Annotated in this window: 14 protein-coding genes and 2 pseudogenes; 10 read left to right on the top strand and 6 right to left on the bottom strand. The window is 62.5% G+C overall.

Annotation, left to right across the window (positions count from 1 at the left end):
- Positions 1–3 precede the first annotated feature (3 nt).
- Positions 4–1518 (top strand): Tn3 family transposase, encoded by a 1515-nt coding sequence (locus tag CAF53_RS23605; RefSeq protein ID WP_100239779.1) that lies wholly within the window; start codon positions 4–6, stop codon positions 1516–1518.
- A gap of 89 nt (positions 1519–1607) precedes the next feature.
- Entirely contained in the window at positions 1608–2210 is a 603-nt protein-coding gene (locus CAF53_RS23600; RefSeq protein WP_100239778.1) for a tyrosine-type recombinase/integrase, read from the top strand.
- 33 nt (positions 2211–2243) lie between these two features.
- Here the strand turns inward: CAF53_RS23600 and CAF53_RS23595 are convergent, their stop codons facing one another.
- Both CAF53_RS23595 and CAF53_RS23590 read right to left on the bottom strand, forming a co-directional pair.
- Positions 2244–2855 (bottom strand): SDR family NAD(P)-dependent oxidoreductase, encoded by a 612-nt coding sequence (locus CAF53_RS23595; RefSeq protein ID WP_242443597.1) that lies wholly within the window; start codon positions 2853–2855, stop codon positions 2244–2246.
- Positions 2852–3403: a recombinase family protein gene (locus CAF53_RS23590; protein ID WP_004213210.1), complete on the bottom strand. Its 552-nt coding sequence runs from the start codon at positions 3401–3403 to the stop codon at positions 2852–2854. The genes CAF53_RS23595 and CAF53_RS23590 overlap by 4 nt, the downstream gene beginning before the upstream one ends.
- A 157-nt stretch (positions 3404–3560) precedes the next feature.
- Here CAF53_RS23590 and CAF53_RS23585 point away from each other — a divergent pair.
- Positions 3561–4778 (top strand): annotated as a pseudogene (locus CAF53_RS23585) (DUF4158 domain-containing protein); the annotation flags it as partial.
- A gap of 7 nt (positions 4779–4785) precedes the next feature.
- On the opposite strand, the gene CAF53_RS23580 reads toward CAF53_RS23585, so the two are convergent.
- Positions 4786–6198 carry an IS4 family transposase gene (locus CAF53_RS23580; RefSeq protein ID WP_100238666.1) on the bottom strand — a complete coding sequence of 471 codons (1413 nt, stop codon included), beginning with the start codon at positions 6196–6198 and terminating at the stop codon, positions 4786–4788.
- A 244-nt stretch (positions 6199–6442) separates the two neighbouring features.
- Here CAF53_RS23580 and CAF53_RS23575 point away from each other — a divergent pair, with 244 nt between their 5' ends.
- The 6 genes and pseudogenes from CAF53_RS23575 (at position 6443) to CAF53_RS23550 (ending at position 13439) form a co-directional block, all read left to right on the top strand.
- Positions 6443–6826 (top strand): transposase, encoded by a 384-nt coding sequence (locus CAF53_RS23575; protein WP_100237243.1) that lies wholly within the window; start codon positions 6443–6445, stop codon positions 6824–6826.
- A complete protein-coding gene (gene tnpB, locus CAF53_RS23570) occupies positions 6823–7170 on the top strand; it encodes an IS66 family insertion sequence element accessory protein TnpB (RefSeq protein ID WP_100237244.1) in 348 nt (115 codons plus the stop codon). Before CAF53_RS23575 ends, tnpB begins: the two co-directional genes overlap by 4 nt.
- 102 nt (positions 7171–7272) lie before the next feature.
- Complete coding sequence (locus CAF53_RS23565; RefSeq protein WP_100238667.1) at positions 7273–8784, top strand: IS66 family transposase; 1512 nt, start codon at positions 7273–7275, stop codon at positions 8782–8784.
- Between the two features lie 133 nt (positions 8785–8917).
- On the top strand, positions 8918–10330 hold the full coding sequence (locus tag CAF53_RS23560) for an IS4 family transposase (RefSeq protein WP_100238666.1): 1413 nt from the start codon (positions 8918–8920) through the stop codon (positions 10328–10330).
- 7 nt (positions 10331–10337) lie between these two features.
- A pseudogene (locus CAF53_RS23555) lies at positions 10338–12068 on the top strand (Tn3 family transposase); the annotation flags it as partial.
- Between the two features lie 171 nt (positions 12069–12239).
- Positions 12240–13439 carry an ATP-binding protein gene (locus CAF53_RS23550; protein WP_100239777.1) on the top strand — a complete coding sequence of 400 codons (1200 nt, stop codon included), beginning with the start codon at positions 12240–12242 and terminating at the stop codon, positions 13437–13439.
- A 75-nt stretch (positions 13440–13514) separates the two neighbouring features.
- On the opposite strand, the gene CAF53_RS23545 is transcribed toward CAF53_RS23550, so the two are convergent.
- From CAF53_RS23545 to CAF53_RS23535, 3 genes are read right to left on the bottom strand one after another with little or no spacing between them, the layout of a single operon-like run.
- Positions 13515–14141, bottom strand: coding sequence for a glutathione S-transferase (locus tag CAF53_RS23545; RefSeq protein ID WP_242443595.1), 627 nt, complete (start codon positions 14139–14141; stop codon positions 13515–13517).
- Positions 14131–15066, bottom strand: coding sequence for a rhodanese-related sulfurtransferase (locus CAF53_RS23540; RefSeq protein ID WP_347337871.1), 936 nt, complete (start codon positions 15064–15066; stop codon positions 14131–14133). The genes CAF53_RS23545 and CAF53_RS23540 overlap by 11 nt, the downstream gene beginning before the upstream one ends.
- 34 nt (positions 15067–15100) lie before the next feature.
- Positions 15101–15439: a hypothetical protein gene (locus tag CAF53_RS23535; RefSeq protein WP_100239775.1), complete on the bottom strand. Its 339-nt coding sequence runs from the start codon at positions 15437–15439 to the stop codon at positions 15101–15103.
- 111 nt (positions 15440–15550) lie between these two features.
- Here CAF53_RS23535 and CAF53_RS23530 point away from each other — a divergent pair, with 111 nt between their 5' ends.
- Positions 15551–15910, top strand: a complete 360-nt coding sequence (locus CAF53_RS23530) for a hypothetical protein (protein ID WP_197707548.1) — start codon at positions 15551–15553, stop codon at positions 15908–15910.
- Positions 15911–16048: the final 138 nt, after the last annotated feature.

Here is a 16048-nt window from a genome sequence, read left to right as displayed (position 1 = left end):
TAGATGCCCACTTTTGCGGAATCTTCGGCGCCCGTTGACACCGAACGACGGGCGGAGTGCTATGAGCGGCTCGGCCTTACCACCGACGCGCGCGCCTTCACCTGTGCCGTAAAGGCGGAGATGGAGCAGGCATTGGCGGTGCTCGATCCCGGTATGCCGAGCAACACCAAGGTCAAACTCAATCCGCGCCGGCGTCACCCGATCGTCGTGACCCCGCTCGATCCCCTTCCGGCACCCCCCACCCTCGAGGCGCTCGGCGGCGAACTCGGCCGCCGCTGGCCGATGACGGGTTTGCTCGACATCCTGAAGGAGGCGGACCTCCGCATAGGCTTCACCCAGGCATTCTCGACGGCGGCATCGCGCGAGGCGACGGACCCCGACGAGGTCCGGCGGCGTCTGCTGCTCTGCCTGTACGGCCTTGGCACCAACGCCGGGCTGAAGCGCCTCGTCGTCGGCGACCACGGCTTCACCTATAAGGAGCTGCTCCACACCCGCCGCCGCTATATCGACGCCGAGTCCTTGCGGGATGCGACCAGGCGCGTGGTGAACGCGACGCTCGCCGCGCGCGATCCGGCGGTCTGGGGCGAGGGCACGACCGCGTGCGCATCGGACAGCAAGCACTTCGCCGCCTTCGACCAGAACCTGATGACCGAGTGGCACGTGCGCTACGGCGGGCGGGGCGTGATGATCTACTGGCACGTCGAGCGCCAGTCGGTGTGCATCCATTCGCGCCTGAAGCGCTGCTCGTCGTCCGAGGTCGCCTCGATGATCGAGGGCGTTCTCGCGCATGACACCGAGATGGAGGTCGATCGCCAGTACGTCGACAGCCACGGGCAGAGCGAGGTGGCGTTCGCGTTCTGCAAGCTGCTTGGGTTCCAGCTGCTACCGCGCCTCAAGGCGATCGCGGGCCAGAAGCTCTATCTGCCCGGGACCGGCACGGCGGACGATTACCCCAACCTCGGCTGCATCCTGACGCGCCCGATCGACTGGGCGCTGATCGAGCGGCAGTATGACGAGATGGTCCGCTACGCGACCGCGATGGCCGAGCGCACCGCCGATCCGGAGGCGATCCTCCGGCGGTTCACGAGGAACAACGTCCAGCACCCGACCTACAAGGCGCTTGCCGAGCTCGGCAAGGCGATGAAGACCGCGTTTCTCTGCCGCTACCTGCACGACGAGGCCCTGCGTCGCGAGATCAACGAAGGGCTGAACGTCGTCGAGACCTGGAACTCAGCCAACGGTTTCATCTTCTTTGGCCGAGGCGGCGAGGTCGCATCAAATCGGCTCGACGACCAGCAGGCGTCGGTCGCGGCGCTGCACCTCCTCCAGTCCTGCCTCGTGTACGTCAACACGCTGATGCTCCAGCGCGTACTCGCCGAGGAACGCTGGCGAGGGCGCATGACCGCGGCGGACGAGCGTGGGCTGACTCCCCTCATCTGGGCGCATGTCAGCCCGTATGGCGCGTTCGACCTGAACATGGAGCGCCGGCTCGACATTGAGGCAAGAATAGCCGCGTAAACCTCGACCGGCCTATTCACTCTTTACAAAAGGCGTATTTCGTCAAGAGTAGCTCCGACAGTAAGGCGATGCGCCAAGGAGAACGCAGCATGGCTGAGAAGGTGATCAGCCGGCGAAATGTAAAGAGTGGCGCCGATGCGGCCGCTGATGCTCACGAACGCCGCAAGGATTTCCTCACCGCAGCCGAAATCGACCGCCTGCTCGATGCCGCCAAGGCTGGCCGTCATGGACCGCGCGACCACCTGCTCCTGCTCATGATGTATCGTCATGGGCTCCGTGTAAGTGAGGCGACCGCGCTGCGGCGCGACGAGGTCGACGTTGCCGTATCGCGCCTGTGGGTGCGTCGCCTCAAAAACGGTTTGTCAGTCGAACAGCCGATCGCAGGCGACGAACTGCGCGCGATCAGGCGTTACCTCAGCGGGCGCGACGATCACCTGCCTTGGCTGTTCGTGTCTGAGCGCGGGGCTCAGCTGACCCGTCAGGCCGTAAATTACCTGCTGACCCAAGCCTCGGCGCGCGCCGGCCTGCCGCCGGTCAACCCGCACATGCTGCGCCACTCGTGCGGGTTCGCGCTCGCGAACCGCGCCTACGACCTCCGGCTGATCCAGGACTATCTCGGCCACCGTGACCCCAAACATACCGTCCGCTACACGCGTACGGCCGGACGCCGGTTCGAGGGACTCTGGCGCTGAAACCCCAAATGGCCAATTTGCACAGCTTCGCGGTCACGGGGCCAAATCGCTGAGGGCAGCCATGTCTGTGTCGATTCCACCGGGTGCAAAAGACCCAACACTCACTCCCGTCCCGGCAAGCTCCACGGAAAGCGCTCGCATGAGGGTGCTCACATAGGCTTTCGACGCGCCGTAGACCGCTTGGAAGGGCACGGATGTTTCGCCCGCCAGGCTCGACACGGCGATTACTGAGGATTCAAACGGCTGCTCCCTGAAAATCGCAATCAGGCGAGCCAGCAAATCCGTGAAACCGAGTATGTTTGTTTCAATTACCTCGGCATAAGTGTCGGCACGGCCTGCATCAAATGAACCAACGCTCGTCATTCCGGCAACCAACAAAGCGGCTGTTACTTGCAATTCTGCAACCTTAGCCGCGATTTTCTCCCTGCCCTCGATTTCACGTTGATCAGCCACTATAATCTCGCACGGCACATTGAACCGCTCGTCAATTTCGGTCTGTAGCTCCCGCAAGTTGTCGAGCCTTCGTCCAACAATCAGGGGCTTGGCCTGGTACGATGCCGCCAAGCGGAGGGCGGACGCTCTGCCCAAACCGGTCGAAGCCCCTGTGACCAGCACCCACGAGTTCTTGATCGCCAGCGGTTTCACGCGTTTTCCAGAGCCTTGTATAGGGCGGTTTTGCCGATCTTGAGCCGGGCCGCCGCCTCACGAACAGTGAGGCCCGCTGCGATATGCGCCCGCGCTTTACGTAGTTTGTCGGGGGTAACGACAGGCCGGCGACCACCCTTGTTGCCCCGCTCGCGTGCGGCCTTGAGGCCGGCATGAGTGCGTTCACGGATCAGGTCACGCTCGAATTGGGCCAGCGAGCCGAAGATGTTGAACACCAGCATGCCGCCCGAAGTGGTGGTGTCGATATTCTCGGTGAGTGAGCGGAACCCGATGCCGCGCGCCGCAAGCTCGCCGACCTTCTCGATCAGGTGGCTCATCGAGCGGCCGAGGCGGTCGAGTTTCCAGACCACCAGCGTGTCGCCGGGGCGCAAATAGGCGAGCGCTTCGGTTAGGCCAGGCCGATCGGCTTTTGCCCCGGATGCGTGATCGTCGAATATACGGTCGCACCCGGCAGTGTTCAGCGCGTCAAGCTGGAGCGACAGCTTCTGGTCTGCGGTCGAGACGCGCGCATAGCCGATCAGCGCCACATGATGCCCGATCCTGTCCGTTTTCCCGTCATTATGCGATCTTGTCCGAATCGCCGTTACAGGTCCAGAGTTAACGGACATATTCCTGTTGGCCGCCAGAGGACCGTCTGACGGACACGCAAAGCGAAGGAGATGATGCTTGGCGAGACGGCGACTGGTGAGCGCGGAAATCTGGGCAGGGCATTATGGCGCGCCGCTCGATGAGCGCGAGATTGCGCGGCACTATACGCTGACCGGTGACGACCTGGAAATTGTCGGCCGCCGTCGCGGCGATGCCACCCGGCTCGGCTACGCGATGCTCCTACTCTATATGAGATGGCCTGGCCGTGCGCTGGAAGCGGGTGAAGTCCCGCCCGCTCCTGTGCTCGCCTATGTGGCGCAGCAACTCGGCGTCGCGCCCGAAGCCTTCGCGGACTATGCCCATCGGGACCAGACCCGTCGCGAACATCTCGTTGAAATCCGACGATCGCACGGGTTCAGGATTTTCGACCGCAAGGCTTTCCACGAAGTTGTCGCATTCTCGATCCCGATCGCACAGACCATCGTCCACCCCGGCCAGATGGCGGGGGTCATCGTTGACGAACTTCGGCGCCGGCAGATCCTCCTGCCTTCTTCATCGGTTCTCGAAGCGGTACTCCGGCGTGCTCGCCAGCAGGCCGAACAGCTTACCTATGAAGTGCTCACGAACGGCCTGCGGCCCGATACGCTGCAGGGGCTGGACGATCTGCTGGCCCGACGAACAGGGCAAGCCGCGACATGGCTATCCTGGCTGCGCAATGCACCACAGTCGCCGGCAGCGCGCAACATCCTACGCCTGATCGAACGGCTCACTCATATCCGCGCGCTGGATCTCGATCGCGCCCGTGCCGACATGATCCCGGCTTTGACTTTTGACAGGCTGGCGGACGAAGGCAGCCGGATCACACCCCAGCACCTTGGCGAACTCAATGCCCTGCGCCGCCATGCGACGCTGGCGGCGCAGGGCATCCGTCTTGAGGAAAGCCTGACCGATGCCACCCTGACGATGTTCGACAAGCTGTTGGGCAGCATGTCGCGTCGCGCCGAGAACCGGACCCGTGACAAAGCCCTCAAGACGGTGCGCGAGTTGCAAGGCCATCTCCGGACGCTCACAGGGTCTTGCCGCATTCTCATCGAAGCGCGCACCAACGGTGTGGACTCTCTGGCGCAGATCGAGGCGCTGGATTGGCAGCGCTTCGCCGTGGCGGTCGCGCGGGCCGAAGTACTCGGGCGACCGGAAACCGTCGATCGCACCGCTGAATTGATCGAGCGGCATCGCACGGTGAAGCTCTTTGCCGGTGCCTTTCTCAACACCTTCGAATTTCGCGGCGCCGGTGCGGTGCAGGGACTCCTGTCGCTTTCAATTACCCACAAGTGTTGCGGCTGACGTTGGCACCGATTTTGATGTCCATCAGGCGAGACCATCCTCTCCAGATGACGATGTTGCCAGGCGGCGGGTCATGGGCTCGCGCAAGATAGCCTCCGAGCCGGGCGATTTGGGTTAGATAGTCGGAAAGGGTTCTGCCTGGCGGTTCATTCTTTCGGGAAGCTGCGAGGCGGTCGATCAGGGTAATTTCGACATCGGTCAGGACCAGCCGAGGCGAGGCGTCAGGAGCGGCGCGATTGATCATGGTCATCCAAAACAGGCGCCATGACAGAATGCAGAATATGGCGATCAGATTGGCGAGGCGTTCGGCGGTCCGCAGCCGTGCATCTTCGGCTCGGCAGCCAGATTTGAGTATCTTGTGGAAGAGTTCGATCTTCCAACGCTGGGCATACCAGTCAAGCTTTTCGATGGCTTCGTCAGGCGTTGTTACCGGCAGATCGGTGATGAGCCGCCAGTCGATTGGGGGGCGCCCTTCAGGCGTTCCACATTCACGGGCATGCAAGATGGTCAGGCTGAGGGAAGGATAGCGCTTTTGCTTTCCGATCGGCGGCAAAACTTGGATTCGCCTATAGCGTAGTTCGATGTCGGCATGATCGTCTTTGCCAATGGTGATCCGATGCATGCCTTGCACGGTGGTTTCGCTCATTTCGTCGGCGATCGTATGGCCACCGTCGCCAGCCAGACGATCGACACAGGTGCGGACCAGGAAATGCGTGCCGAGCGCCTGTGTTTCGCAGAAGAACTCGTAAATGTCGTTTTCCCGATCGCCAATGTGAACCAGTCGCTCCGGATCGCCCAGCAGGGTGGTCGATTGGCGCATATTCTCGAGCCAGCGGTAGCTCTCCTTCTCCTCGATCGGCACGCGCGTGGGATTGATCCGCCGCTTCAACGCGTTGGCGCCCTTGAACCTGGTACGGGTCCAGAATTTCGCCGCTGTCAGACCCAGTGGCAATCCCTCGGTTGTGATCGCAAGGCTGGAGTGCATGAGCAGGCCGCAGACCGTATGAAGCCGAAGCCGACCATTCTCATCACGCCGGCTCGGCGCAAGACCGATGGCGCCAATCGTTTCAGGATTGCGCCTTTGATAGGAGAATTCGGTGGTGTCCTGTAAAACCAGGATGAACCCCTCAAGCGCCGCCGCGCGTGCCCGTGTCGCCTGGAAATGCCCGGCAAGTATGTCTCCCTCGTTCACCGAGCCATTAGACAAAAAACGGTAGGCCGCCTTGGTATTGGCCCAGTCCTGGCACGCCATCGGTATCGGTGCGCCAATCGCTCCTGCCATCTGCTTAAGCATCGTTCGAAGCCGTTCGGCCAGTCGCTTATCACGAAAGGCGGCGGGATCGACTTCCCCGTCAGCCCATCCTGCCGCATCGAAAACGGACGTCTCCACGTTGCACCCCGCCAACCGCTTTAGGTGCCAGGGAATGAATCATGCCTGATTCCAGGCGAGCAATGCTCATGCGGCCAACGGAATCACGTTCGCGACCACTTGTGGGTAATTGAAAGGGTCTGACGGCCGCCTTGCGCGGCGCCCAATCGCCGGGATGATTGCCGCTCTTTGAGGGGAGTGGCGGGTGTCGGACGAGATCGAGGTTTCAGCTAGCGGTGCAGCGACTACTCATACGAGCGGTCGTATGAGTAGTCGGATAGAGATCGTTAGCCGGGTGTCGGGCCGGCGACGGTGGACGGTGGAGCAGAAGCTGGCCGTCCTGCGCGATGCATTCGGCCCGGAGGGCTCCGTGCGTGCGGCCTGTGAACGCCATGACGTCGGCAGCGGCTCGATCTACACCTGGCGGCGCCAGGCGATGTCCGGTGAGCTTGCCGGAGTTCGCAAGCTGGCGGAGCCGGCATTTGCAGAGGTGCAGATCAGCGAGCAGCCAGCCTTGCCCGCGCCGACGGTCGCGGCACGCAGCGACGGAGTGATCGGCATCGAGCTGCCGTCGGGCATCAGGGTGAACGTGGACGCCACGGTCGATGCCGATGCCCTGTCGCGGGTGATCGGTATCCTGACGCGATGATCCCGCTGCCGCCCTCAACGCGGATATTCCTCGCCTGCGGCGCGACAGACATGCGCAAGGGTTTTGACGGCCTTGCTGTGATGACGCAGCAGATTCTGGAGCAAAGCCCGCATTCCGGCGCGTTGTTCGCCTTTCGCGGCAAGCGCGGCGATCTGGTTAAGCTGCTTTGGTATGACGGCCAGGGCATGTGCCTGTTTTCCAAACGGATGGACCGGGGCCGGTTCGTGTGGCCATCGACCAAGACCGGGTCGGTGGTGATGACGGCGGCCCAGCTTTCCATGCTATTGGAAGGCATTGACTGGCGGCGGCCGGAACGCACTTTTACCCCGTCACTCGCGGGCTAGAACGCCCATTTTCCGGCACTTTTTCTGGCATCCCGGCGGCTGTTCCGCTATAGGATCGCGGTGTTGGACGCAGGCCTTTCCACCGCTGACAAAGACGCTCGGATCGCCGAGCTCGAAGCTGCTTTGGCGGCCGCCCACGCCGATATTTCTGCCCGCGACATCCTGATCGACACACTGCGCGTGCAGATCGCGCGCCTCAAGCGGATGCAGTTCGGCAAGTCGTCCGAGAAGCTCGATACCCAGATCGCACAGCTTGAACTGGCGCTCGAGGAACTGGAAGGCGAGGCCATTGTCGCCGCCGCGCGTCGAGGCGGTCCAGTAGCCATCGATCGGCCATCGCCTGTTCGGGCGCTGCCCGCCCATTTGCCACGCGAAGATCGGCGGATCGAACCTGAGAAGGGCAACTGCGCCTGTCCCGACTGCGGCGGCGCGTTGCGGCCTCTGGGGCAGGATAGCGACGAGATGCTTGATGCGGTGCCGGTACAGTGGCGCGTGGTTCGGACCATCCGGCCCAAGTATAGCTGCCGGTCCTGCGAGAAGATCGTGCAGGCGCCCGCGCCGGTAAAAGCCATTGCCCGGGGCAAGGCGACCTTCGGCACGCTGGCCCACGTCGTCGTCTCCAAGTTCGATCATCATCTGCCGCTTTACCGCCAGGCCGAGATCATGGCGGCGCAGGGCATCGAGATCGACCGCTCGACGCTGGCGGGCTGGGTTGGACAAGCATCCGTGCTGCTCGACCCGATCGTCAGTCGCATCCGCGAGGTCGGCCTGACCGCTTCGAAGATCCATACTGACGATACGCCGGTTCCCATGCTTGATCCGGGCCGCGGCAAGACGGCAACCGGCAGGCTCTGGACTTACGCCGTCGACGATCGCGGCTCCGGCGCCACCAACCCCTCGCTCGTCTGGTATGAGTTCACCACCGATCGCACCGGCGCGCATCCCCAGCGGCAGCTGGCCAACTTCACCGGCTATCTTCAGGCCGACGGCTATGCCGGTTATGACAAGCTCTACGACACGAACCGCGTCACCGAGGTTGCTTGCTGGGCGCATTTCCGGCGGAAGATATTCGACATCCACGCCACCAAGCCGACGTCGCTTACCGCTGATCTGCTGGAACGCATTGGCCAGCTCTATGAGATCGAGGCAGAGGTTCGAGGCCAGCAACCCGATATCCGACGACGAAGCCGGCAGGACCGCACCCGACCATTGATCGACGAGCTGCGGCAGGCACTCGACGATGCCCTGCGCCGTCTCTCGCCCAAGTCCGAGATGGCCAAGGCGATCGCCTATGGCCGCAAGCGCTGGGTCGCGCTGACGCGCTTCCTTGACGATGGCCGTCTGGAGATCGACAACAACATTGCGGAGCGCGCCATGCGCTGCGTGGCCCTGGGCCGTAAAAACTGGCTGTTCGCCGGATCAAAGGCGGGCGGCGACCGCGCGGCGGCCGTCTATTCCGTCATCGAGAGCGCCAAACTCAATGGCCTCGAACCGCAGGCCTATATCGCCGACGTCATCGCCAAGATCGCTGGCAATTGGCCTGCTGCCCGCTGGGATGAACTCATGCCGTGGAACTGGCGTCCAGATCAGCAACCGATCACCGAAGCCGCTTGAACCGCGGTCCTCAGGCCCTTTCAATTACCCACAAGTGGTCGCGAACGTGATTCCGTTGGCCGCATGAGCATTGCTCGCCTGGAATCAGGCATGATTCATTCCCTGGCACCTAAAGCGGTTGGCGGGGTGCAACGTGGAGACGTCCGTTTTCGATGCGGCAGGATGGGCTGACGGGGAAGTCGATCCCGCCGCCTTTCGTGATAAGCGACTGGCCGAACGGCTTCGAACGATGCTTAAGCAGATGGCAGGAGCGATTGGCGCACCGATACCGATGGCGTGCCAGGACTGGGCCAATACCAAGGCGGCCTACCGTTTTTTGTCTAATGGCTCGGTGAACGAGGGAGACATACTTGCCGGGCATTTCCAGGCGACACGGGCACGCGCGGCGGCGCTTGAGGGGTTCATCCTGGTTTTACAGGACACCACCGAATTCTCCTATCAAAGGCGCAATCCTGAAACGATTGGCGCCATCGGTCTTGCGCCGAGCCGGCGTGATGAGAATGGTCGGCTTCGGCTTCATACGGTCTGCGGCCTGCTCATGCACTCCAGCCTTGCGATCACAACCGAGGGATTGCCACTGGGTCTGACAGCGGCGAAATTCTGGACCCGTACCAGGTTCAAGGGCGCCAACGCGTTGAAGCGGCGGATCAATCCCACGCGCGTGCCGATCGAGGAGAAGGAGAGCTACCGCTGGCTCGAGAATATGCGCCAATCGACCACCCTGCTGGGCGATCCGGAGCGACTGGTTCACATTGGCGATCGGGAAAACGACATTTACGAGTTCTTCTGCGAAACACAGGCGCTCGGCACGCATTTCCTGGTCCGCACCTGTGTCGATCGTCTGGCTGGCGACGGTGGCCATACGATCGCCGACGAAATGAGCGAAACCACCGTGCAAGGCATGCATCGGATCACCATTGGCAAAGACGATCATGCCGACATCGAACTACGCTATAGGCGAATCCAAGTTTTGCCGCCGATCGGAAAGCAAAAGCGCTATCCTTCCCTCAGCCTGACCATCTTGCATGCCCGTGAATGTGGAACGCCTGAAGGGCGCCCCCCAATCGACTGGCGGCTCATCACCGATCTGCCGGTAACAACGCCTGACGAAGCCATCGAAAAGCTTGACTGGTATGCCCAGCGTTGGAAGATCGAACTCTTCCACAAGATACTCAAATCTGGCTGCCGAGCCGAAGATGCACGGCTGCGGACCGCCGAACGCCTCGCCAATCTGATCGCCATATTCTGCATTCTGTCATGGCGCCTGTTTTGGATGACCATGATCAATCGCGCCGCTCCTGACGCCTCGCCTCGGCTGGTCCTGACCGATGTCGAAATTACCCTGATCGACCGCCTCGCAGCTTCCCGAAAGAATGAACCGCCAGGCAGAACCCTTTCCGACTATCTAACCCAAATCGCCCGGCTCGGAGGCTATCTTGCGCGAGCCCATGACCCGCCGCCTGGCAACATCGTCATCTGGAGAGGATGGTCTCGCCTGATGGACATCAAAATCGGTGCCAACGTCAGCCGCAACACTTGTGGGTAATTGAAAGCTCCTGTCGGCGCTTACCATCATCGCGGAGCTATACCGGACCGGCAAACGGCGCTTGCCTGATCGCGTGCCGCTGCGCTTTGTGCCCTCCGCATGGCGGCCGTTCGTCCTGCGGGACGGCATCGTCGATCGCGCCGCCTATGAACTATGCGCCTTGTCCCAGCTACGGGAGCGGTTGCGAGCGGGAGACATATGGGTCTCGGGAAGCCGCCAGTTCCGCGATTTCGATAGCTACCTCATCCCGCCGGCCACCTTCGACGCGCTTCGCGAGAAGGGGCCGTTGCCGCTCGCCATCGAAACGGACTTCGATCGTCATATCGAGGAAAGGCGCGCCAGGCTCGACACGGCGATCGAACAGGTGACGGTCCTCGCCCGACAGGGCGAGCTGCCCCAGGTCAGGCTTGACGAAAGCGGCCTTATCATCTCGCCGCTGAAAGCGGCAACGCCACCCGCCACCGAGATTGCCCGTCGCGCTGCCTATGACCGACTGCCGCGCGTGAAGATCACCGATCTCCTGCTTGAGGTCGATGCCTGGACCGGGTTCAGCGAATGCTTCATCCATCGGCGTTCGGGCCGGGAGGCCGACGACCGCAATGCGCTGCTCACCGTCATCCTTGCCGATGGCATCAATCTCGGCCTCACACGCATGGCGGAAACCTGCCGAGGCGCAAGCCTGCGCCAGCTCGCCCATCTCCACGACTGGCACATCAGCGAGGCCGCCTATGGTGAAGCGCTGGGAAGGCTGATCGACGCCCATCGCGCCATGCCGCTCGCCGCGCTGTGGGGAGACGGCACCACCTCGTCGAGCGACGGACAGCAATTCCATGCCGGGGGCCGTGGCGCCGCAATCGGCGACATCAACGCGCGCAGCGGCAACGAACCGGGCGTTGCCTTCTACACCCATGTCTCGGATCGATATGACCCCTTCGCGACCCGGGTAATCGCGGCGACCGCCGGCGAAGCTCCCTATGTGCTGGATGGCTTGCTGTATCAGCAGACCGGCCTGACAATCGAGGAGCACTACACCGATACAGGCGGTGCATCGGACCATGTGTTCGGCCTTATGCCCTTCTTCGGCTACCGCTTCGCGCCGCGCCTGCGCGACATCAAGCAGCGTCGTTTGCACCTCCTTCCCGGCCAGGAAGCCGGCCCCTTGCTTGCCGGCATGACGGCCGAACCGATCGCATTGGGTCATGTCGCGGCGCATTGGGATGAACTGCTGCGGTTCGCCACATCGATACGCACCGGCACCGCCACCGCTTCGGCGATGCTTCGCCGCCTGTCCGCCTATCCGCGACAGAACGGACTGGCCCTCGCGATGCGCGAGCTGGGCCGCCTCGAACGCTCGATCTTCATGCTCGACTGGCTGCGCGACATTGATCTGCGCCGGCGTACCCAGGCGGGCCTCAACAAGGGCGAGGCCCGCAACGCGCTCGCACGCGCGCTCTTCTTCAACCAGCTCGGCGAATTGCGTGATCGGCGGTTCGAGAACCAGACCTATCGCGCCTCCGGCCTCAACCTGCTCGTCGCCGCCATCATCCTGTGGAACACCCGCTATCTCGAAGTGGCGCTGGCTGATATCGGCACGCCCGACGAAATCGCACGTCACGTCGCGCCATTGGGCTGGGAACATATCTCGCTCACCGGCGACTATAGCTGGAATGTTGAAGATCGGCCCGATCCGGATGTCCTGCGGCCACTGCGCGCCATCAGTTCGTTGCTCGCCGCGTAACGTTCACCATACGTTCGCGCTTAGCGTGCGGATGCGTCACTTTCGTGTAGTCACCCCCAAAAGGCAGCCTTGAATCAATGGCCCGGCGCAACGTCAACCAATTTGTCCACGCCGCCTAGTCATTTTAACCAGTTCTATCTAAATCGGCTATAACCTGTTAAAGGCCCTAGAATGGATCCTCGTCGCAACCCCTTTGCCCCCGGTGCGGGCAGCAGTCCGCCCGAACTTGCCGGTCGGGAAGATGTGCTGGAAAGCGTTGCTATCGCGCTGGACCGCATCCGCAATGGACGGCATGCGCAAAGCATGATCCTGCTGGGTCTGCGCGGCGTGGGCAAGACGGTCCTCCTTAACACCATGCGCCGGGCGGCCGAAGGGGAGGGCATATTGTGCGTGCCGATCGAGGCGCCGGAGGGGCAGTCGCTGCCCGCCATGCTGGTTCCGGCGTTGCGGACCGCCATGCTGAAACTCGACCGCGGACAGGCGGCGATGACCTTGGCCAAGCGCGGCCTGGGTGCGCTGGCCCGCTTCGTCAAGGCGTTCAAGCTCAGCTATGGCGAGCTCGAGGCATCGCTGGATCTCGGGGAAATCGGCATAGCCGATAACGGCGATCTCGACGCCGATCTCATCGATTTGATCGACCTGGCCGGTGCCGCAGCCGCTGAACGGCAGACAGCGCTCGTGCTGTTCATTGATGAATTGCAATATGTCCCCGAACGCGAATTGGCGGCGCTGATCGCCGCGTTGCATCGCGCGCGTCAGAATGACCGACCGATAACGCTGGTGGCCGCAGGCCTGCCGCAGCTGGCCGGACAAATGGGCAAAGCCAAATCCTATGCCGAACGGTTGTTCCTCTTCACCCGCATTGGTCCGCTGGGGATCGAGGCGGCCACCGCTGCCCTCGTCCATCCGATTGAGGCGGAGGAATGCACCATCGAGGCCGATGCGGTTGCGCAGATCATCGCCGTCACCCAAGGCTATCCCTATTTTCTGCAGGAATGGGGAAAGCAATGCTGGGATGCGGCCGCCGCTTGCCCGATTACCGCTGCCGACGTCGATCTCGCCCACCCCACCGCGCTAGCCGCGCTCGACGACAGTTTTTTTCGCGTTCGCTTCGACCGGCTCACCCCGTCGGAAAAACGCTATCTGCGCGCGATGGCGGATCTCGGGGAGGGGCCCTTCGTCTCGACCGCCATCGCCGATCATATGGGCCGCAAGCCTTCCAGCTTCGGCCCCGTCCGCGCATCGTTGATTACCAAGGGCATGATCTACACACCCGGCTATGGAGAGACGGCCTTTACCGTGCCGATGTTTGGCGCGTTCATGCGCAGAGCGATGCCGGTCAACGATGTCCGAGCCGGGCAGGGGGGATGAAGCGGCCTATCGCGAAATCAGAGAGAATGCTGAGCGGTGAGGCGACGGCTGGCAGTATCGCCGGTCAAAACTGGGTCAATCTCCTGGGAATCCCCGCGGAGCGTCGCGCGCTTGCCACGCTTCGAGGCGAACCATGATCGCGCCAAACAGCACCGATTGAAGATGATCGCGGAGCCATGCCTGCAGTCCGGGAAGCGGCTGCATGTCGAACCAGGCGCGATCGGTTTCGGCGAATTGCCGCACGAAAGGGAAAATCGCAATGTCGGTGATGCCCCGCCGGTCTCCACACAGACTCCCCCGCGCAACGAGGCGCGCTTCGAGTAGCTGGAGCATCGCCAGTCCCGCCGCGCGATGCTCGGCCGGGTCTGAGGCATGGCGTTCGGGATATTTGTAGCGATCGAGGTGGTGCTTGAACGACCCATCATTGGCTTCGATCAGCGTGCGGTCTTCGCGCTCCAGCCATCCTTCGGGATCGTTCCGCGCCAGCGCCCAGCGCATGATCGCCAGACTTTCCTCTATAACCCGGCCATCAGTCTGCACGATCACCGGGACCGTCGCCTTGGGAGACGCGGCGATCAGTTCCGCGGGCTTGCGCGAGCCCTCGCGAATGTGGCAGGCTGTGCCGCTGACCAGCAGCGCCATGCGGGCGCGCATGGCATAGGGGCAGCGCCGGAAGCTGTAGAGGATCGGCCTATCTCTCACGCCGCTCGGCCGCGCTGGCGCCGATATGTGCGACGCCCCGCGTCTTGGCGAGGTGCTCCTGCCGGTCGCGTTCGGCATAACCCGCGCGCTGGGCATCGGTGCGCGTCGCATGGCAGGCTGGACAGCTTACCCCAGACACGTAGAGCGGCGAGGCCTGATCTCCACGGCTGACTGGCCGGCGGCAACCATGGCAAAGCACATGGGTGCCGGCTTTGAGTCCATGGCCTACTGCGACGCGTTGGTCGAAGACGAAACATTCTCCTTCCCACAGGCTCTGCTCAGCAGGGACGGTCTCCAGATATCTCAGGATTCCGCCCTGGAGGTGATAGACATCCTCGATGCCTTCGGCCTTCAGGAAGGCGGTCGATTTCTCACAGCGAATGCCACCGGTGCAGAACATCGCGATCTTCGGCCGATCGATCGTGCCGAGCAACCGCTCGCGCTCGGCGCGGAACCAGGCAGGAAAATCCCGGAAGCTCGCGGTCTTTGGATCGATCGCGCCGGCAAAGCTGCCGACCGCCACCTCATAGTCGTTGCGCGTGTCGATCACGATCGTGCCCGGTTCGCTGATCAGGGCGTTCCAGTCTTGCGGCGACACATAATGCCCGACCCCGGTGAGCGGATCGATCCCGGGCTGACCCATTGTCACGATCTCGCGCTTAACCCGCACCTTCATGCGGTGGAAGGGCATCGTCTCGGACGCTGCATATTTCACCTCCGGATCGCAGAAGCCCGGCAAGCGGCGGATGAATGCGACGACCCTTTCGATCGCATGGTCCGATCCGGCGATTGTGCCGTTGATCCCTTCGCTGGCGAGCAGCAGCGTTCCTTTCAATCCCTCGCTGCAGCACAACCGCGCCAGTTCGCGACGAACCGCTTCGCAGTCGTCCAGCCGGGCAAACTTGTAGAGAGCGGCCACGCAAATGGAGGAGGGGGAACTGGTCAGGGGAGCAGGTCCTTCAGCGCTGCTTTTTGGCGATGGTCGCCGTGAAGTCCGGATCCTTGTTCGCCACCCAGTCCACGAATTTGCGCACGTTGGGATTATCCAGCAGGCCCGCGACCTCCATCCCGTGGCGCTGGAGTTCGGAATTGGTGAAATTGGCGATCAGCGTCTGCTGGCAGATCGAGTGCATCGGCACGACATCGCGGCCCCCGCGGCTCTTGGGCACGGGATGATGCCAGACGATGGTCTTGCCGGTCGGCCGACCGCACAGCCAGCAGAGCGCCGGCGCTGCCGGCGCCTCGTCTTCTTGCGGGAGATGGTCATAGGGATCGTGTTTCGAACGTTTGCGGGCCATATGTCGATCTAGCTTCCTTGATTTCGTTCAGCCTATAGCGACACGAGCAGCCGCATCACATGAGCAAATTCATAGCACTGGTTCTTGGCGCTAACTGACTGGAAAAGAACGATGACGAATACGTCGAAACCGTGGGATGGAGAACTGGTCCGCAAATGGCTTGCGCGTCGTTTCGAGGTGTCGCGGTTGGATCAGGCTGCGGCGGACAGGCGCGGCTATGAGGCGCGGGACGACTATGACAAGGCCGTTGCCGAGGAATGGGCTTGCCGCGCGCTAAAGGACGCCGCTTGCACAAACGACCAGGCCGCGTTCGCGACGCGGCTCAAGGAACTCATCAGCCAAGACGACTATCAGGCGGCAAGCACCTATGACGACACGCGGTTCGAACGGCATGTCCGCACGTACCTCAGGAAACTGGCCAAGATGACCAAGGCGAATGAAGGGTTCGAGAAAACCTTGCACCACCAGTGATGGGTGGAGTGCCGCTGCTGGCATGCTAAGGGCATAACATGCTTCATACGCACGGCCGCGGCGGCACTGTCGAAATCGACGGTTTCAAATATGACTGGGAACTCCTGAGCGAGCCCCAACTTACGCCGTAGGCACTCC

Origin of the sequence: Sphingobium sp. LB126 (assembly GCF_002795205.1) — a bacterium.
Taxonomy (GTDB): domain Bacteria; phylum Pseudomonadota; class Alphaproteobacteria; order Sphingomonadales; family Sphingomonadaceae; genus Sphingobium; species Sphingobium chungbukense.
Note: the sequence above shows the minus strand (reverse complement) of the source record. Positions and strands in the feature narration are given on the sequence as shown.

Excerpts from the sequence above, each read along its gene's own strand:
- CAF53_RS23605 (WP_100239779.1), top strand. The coding sequence starts at position 4 with ATGCCCACTTTTGCGGAATCTTCGGCGCCCGTTGACACCGAACGACGG.
- CAF53_RS23600 (WP_100239778.1), top strand. The coding sequence starts at position 1,608 with ATGGCTGAGAAGGTGATCAGCCGGCGAAATGTAAAGAGTGGCGCCGAT.
- CAF53_RS23575 (WP_100237243.1), top strand. The coding sequence starts at position 6,443 with ATGAGTAGTCGGATAGAGATCGTTAGCCGGGTGTCGGGCCGGCGACGG.
- tnpB (WP_100237244.1), top strand. The coding sequence starts at position 6,823 with ATGATCCCGCTGCCGCCCTCAACGCGGATATTCCTCGCCTGCGGCGCG.
- CAF53_RS23550 (WP_100239777.1), top strand. The coding sequence starts at position 12,240 with ATGGATCCTCGTCGCAACCCCTTTGCCCCCGGTGCGGGCAGCAGTCCG.
- CAF53_RS23535 (WP_100239775.1), bottom strand. The coding sequence starts at position 15,439 with ATGGCCCGCAAACGTTCGAAACACGATCCCTATGACCATCTCCCGCAA.
- CAF53_RS23530 (WP_197707548.1), top strand. The coding sequence starts at position 15,551 with ATGACGAATACGTCGAAACCGTGGGATGGAGAACTGGTCCGCAAATGG.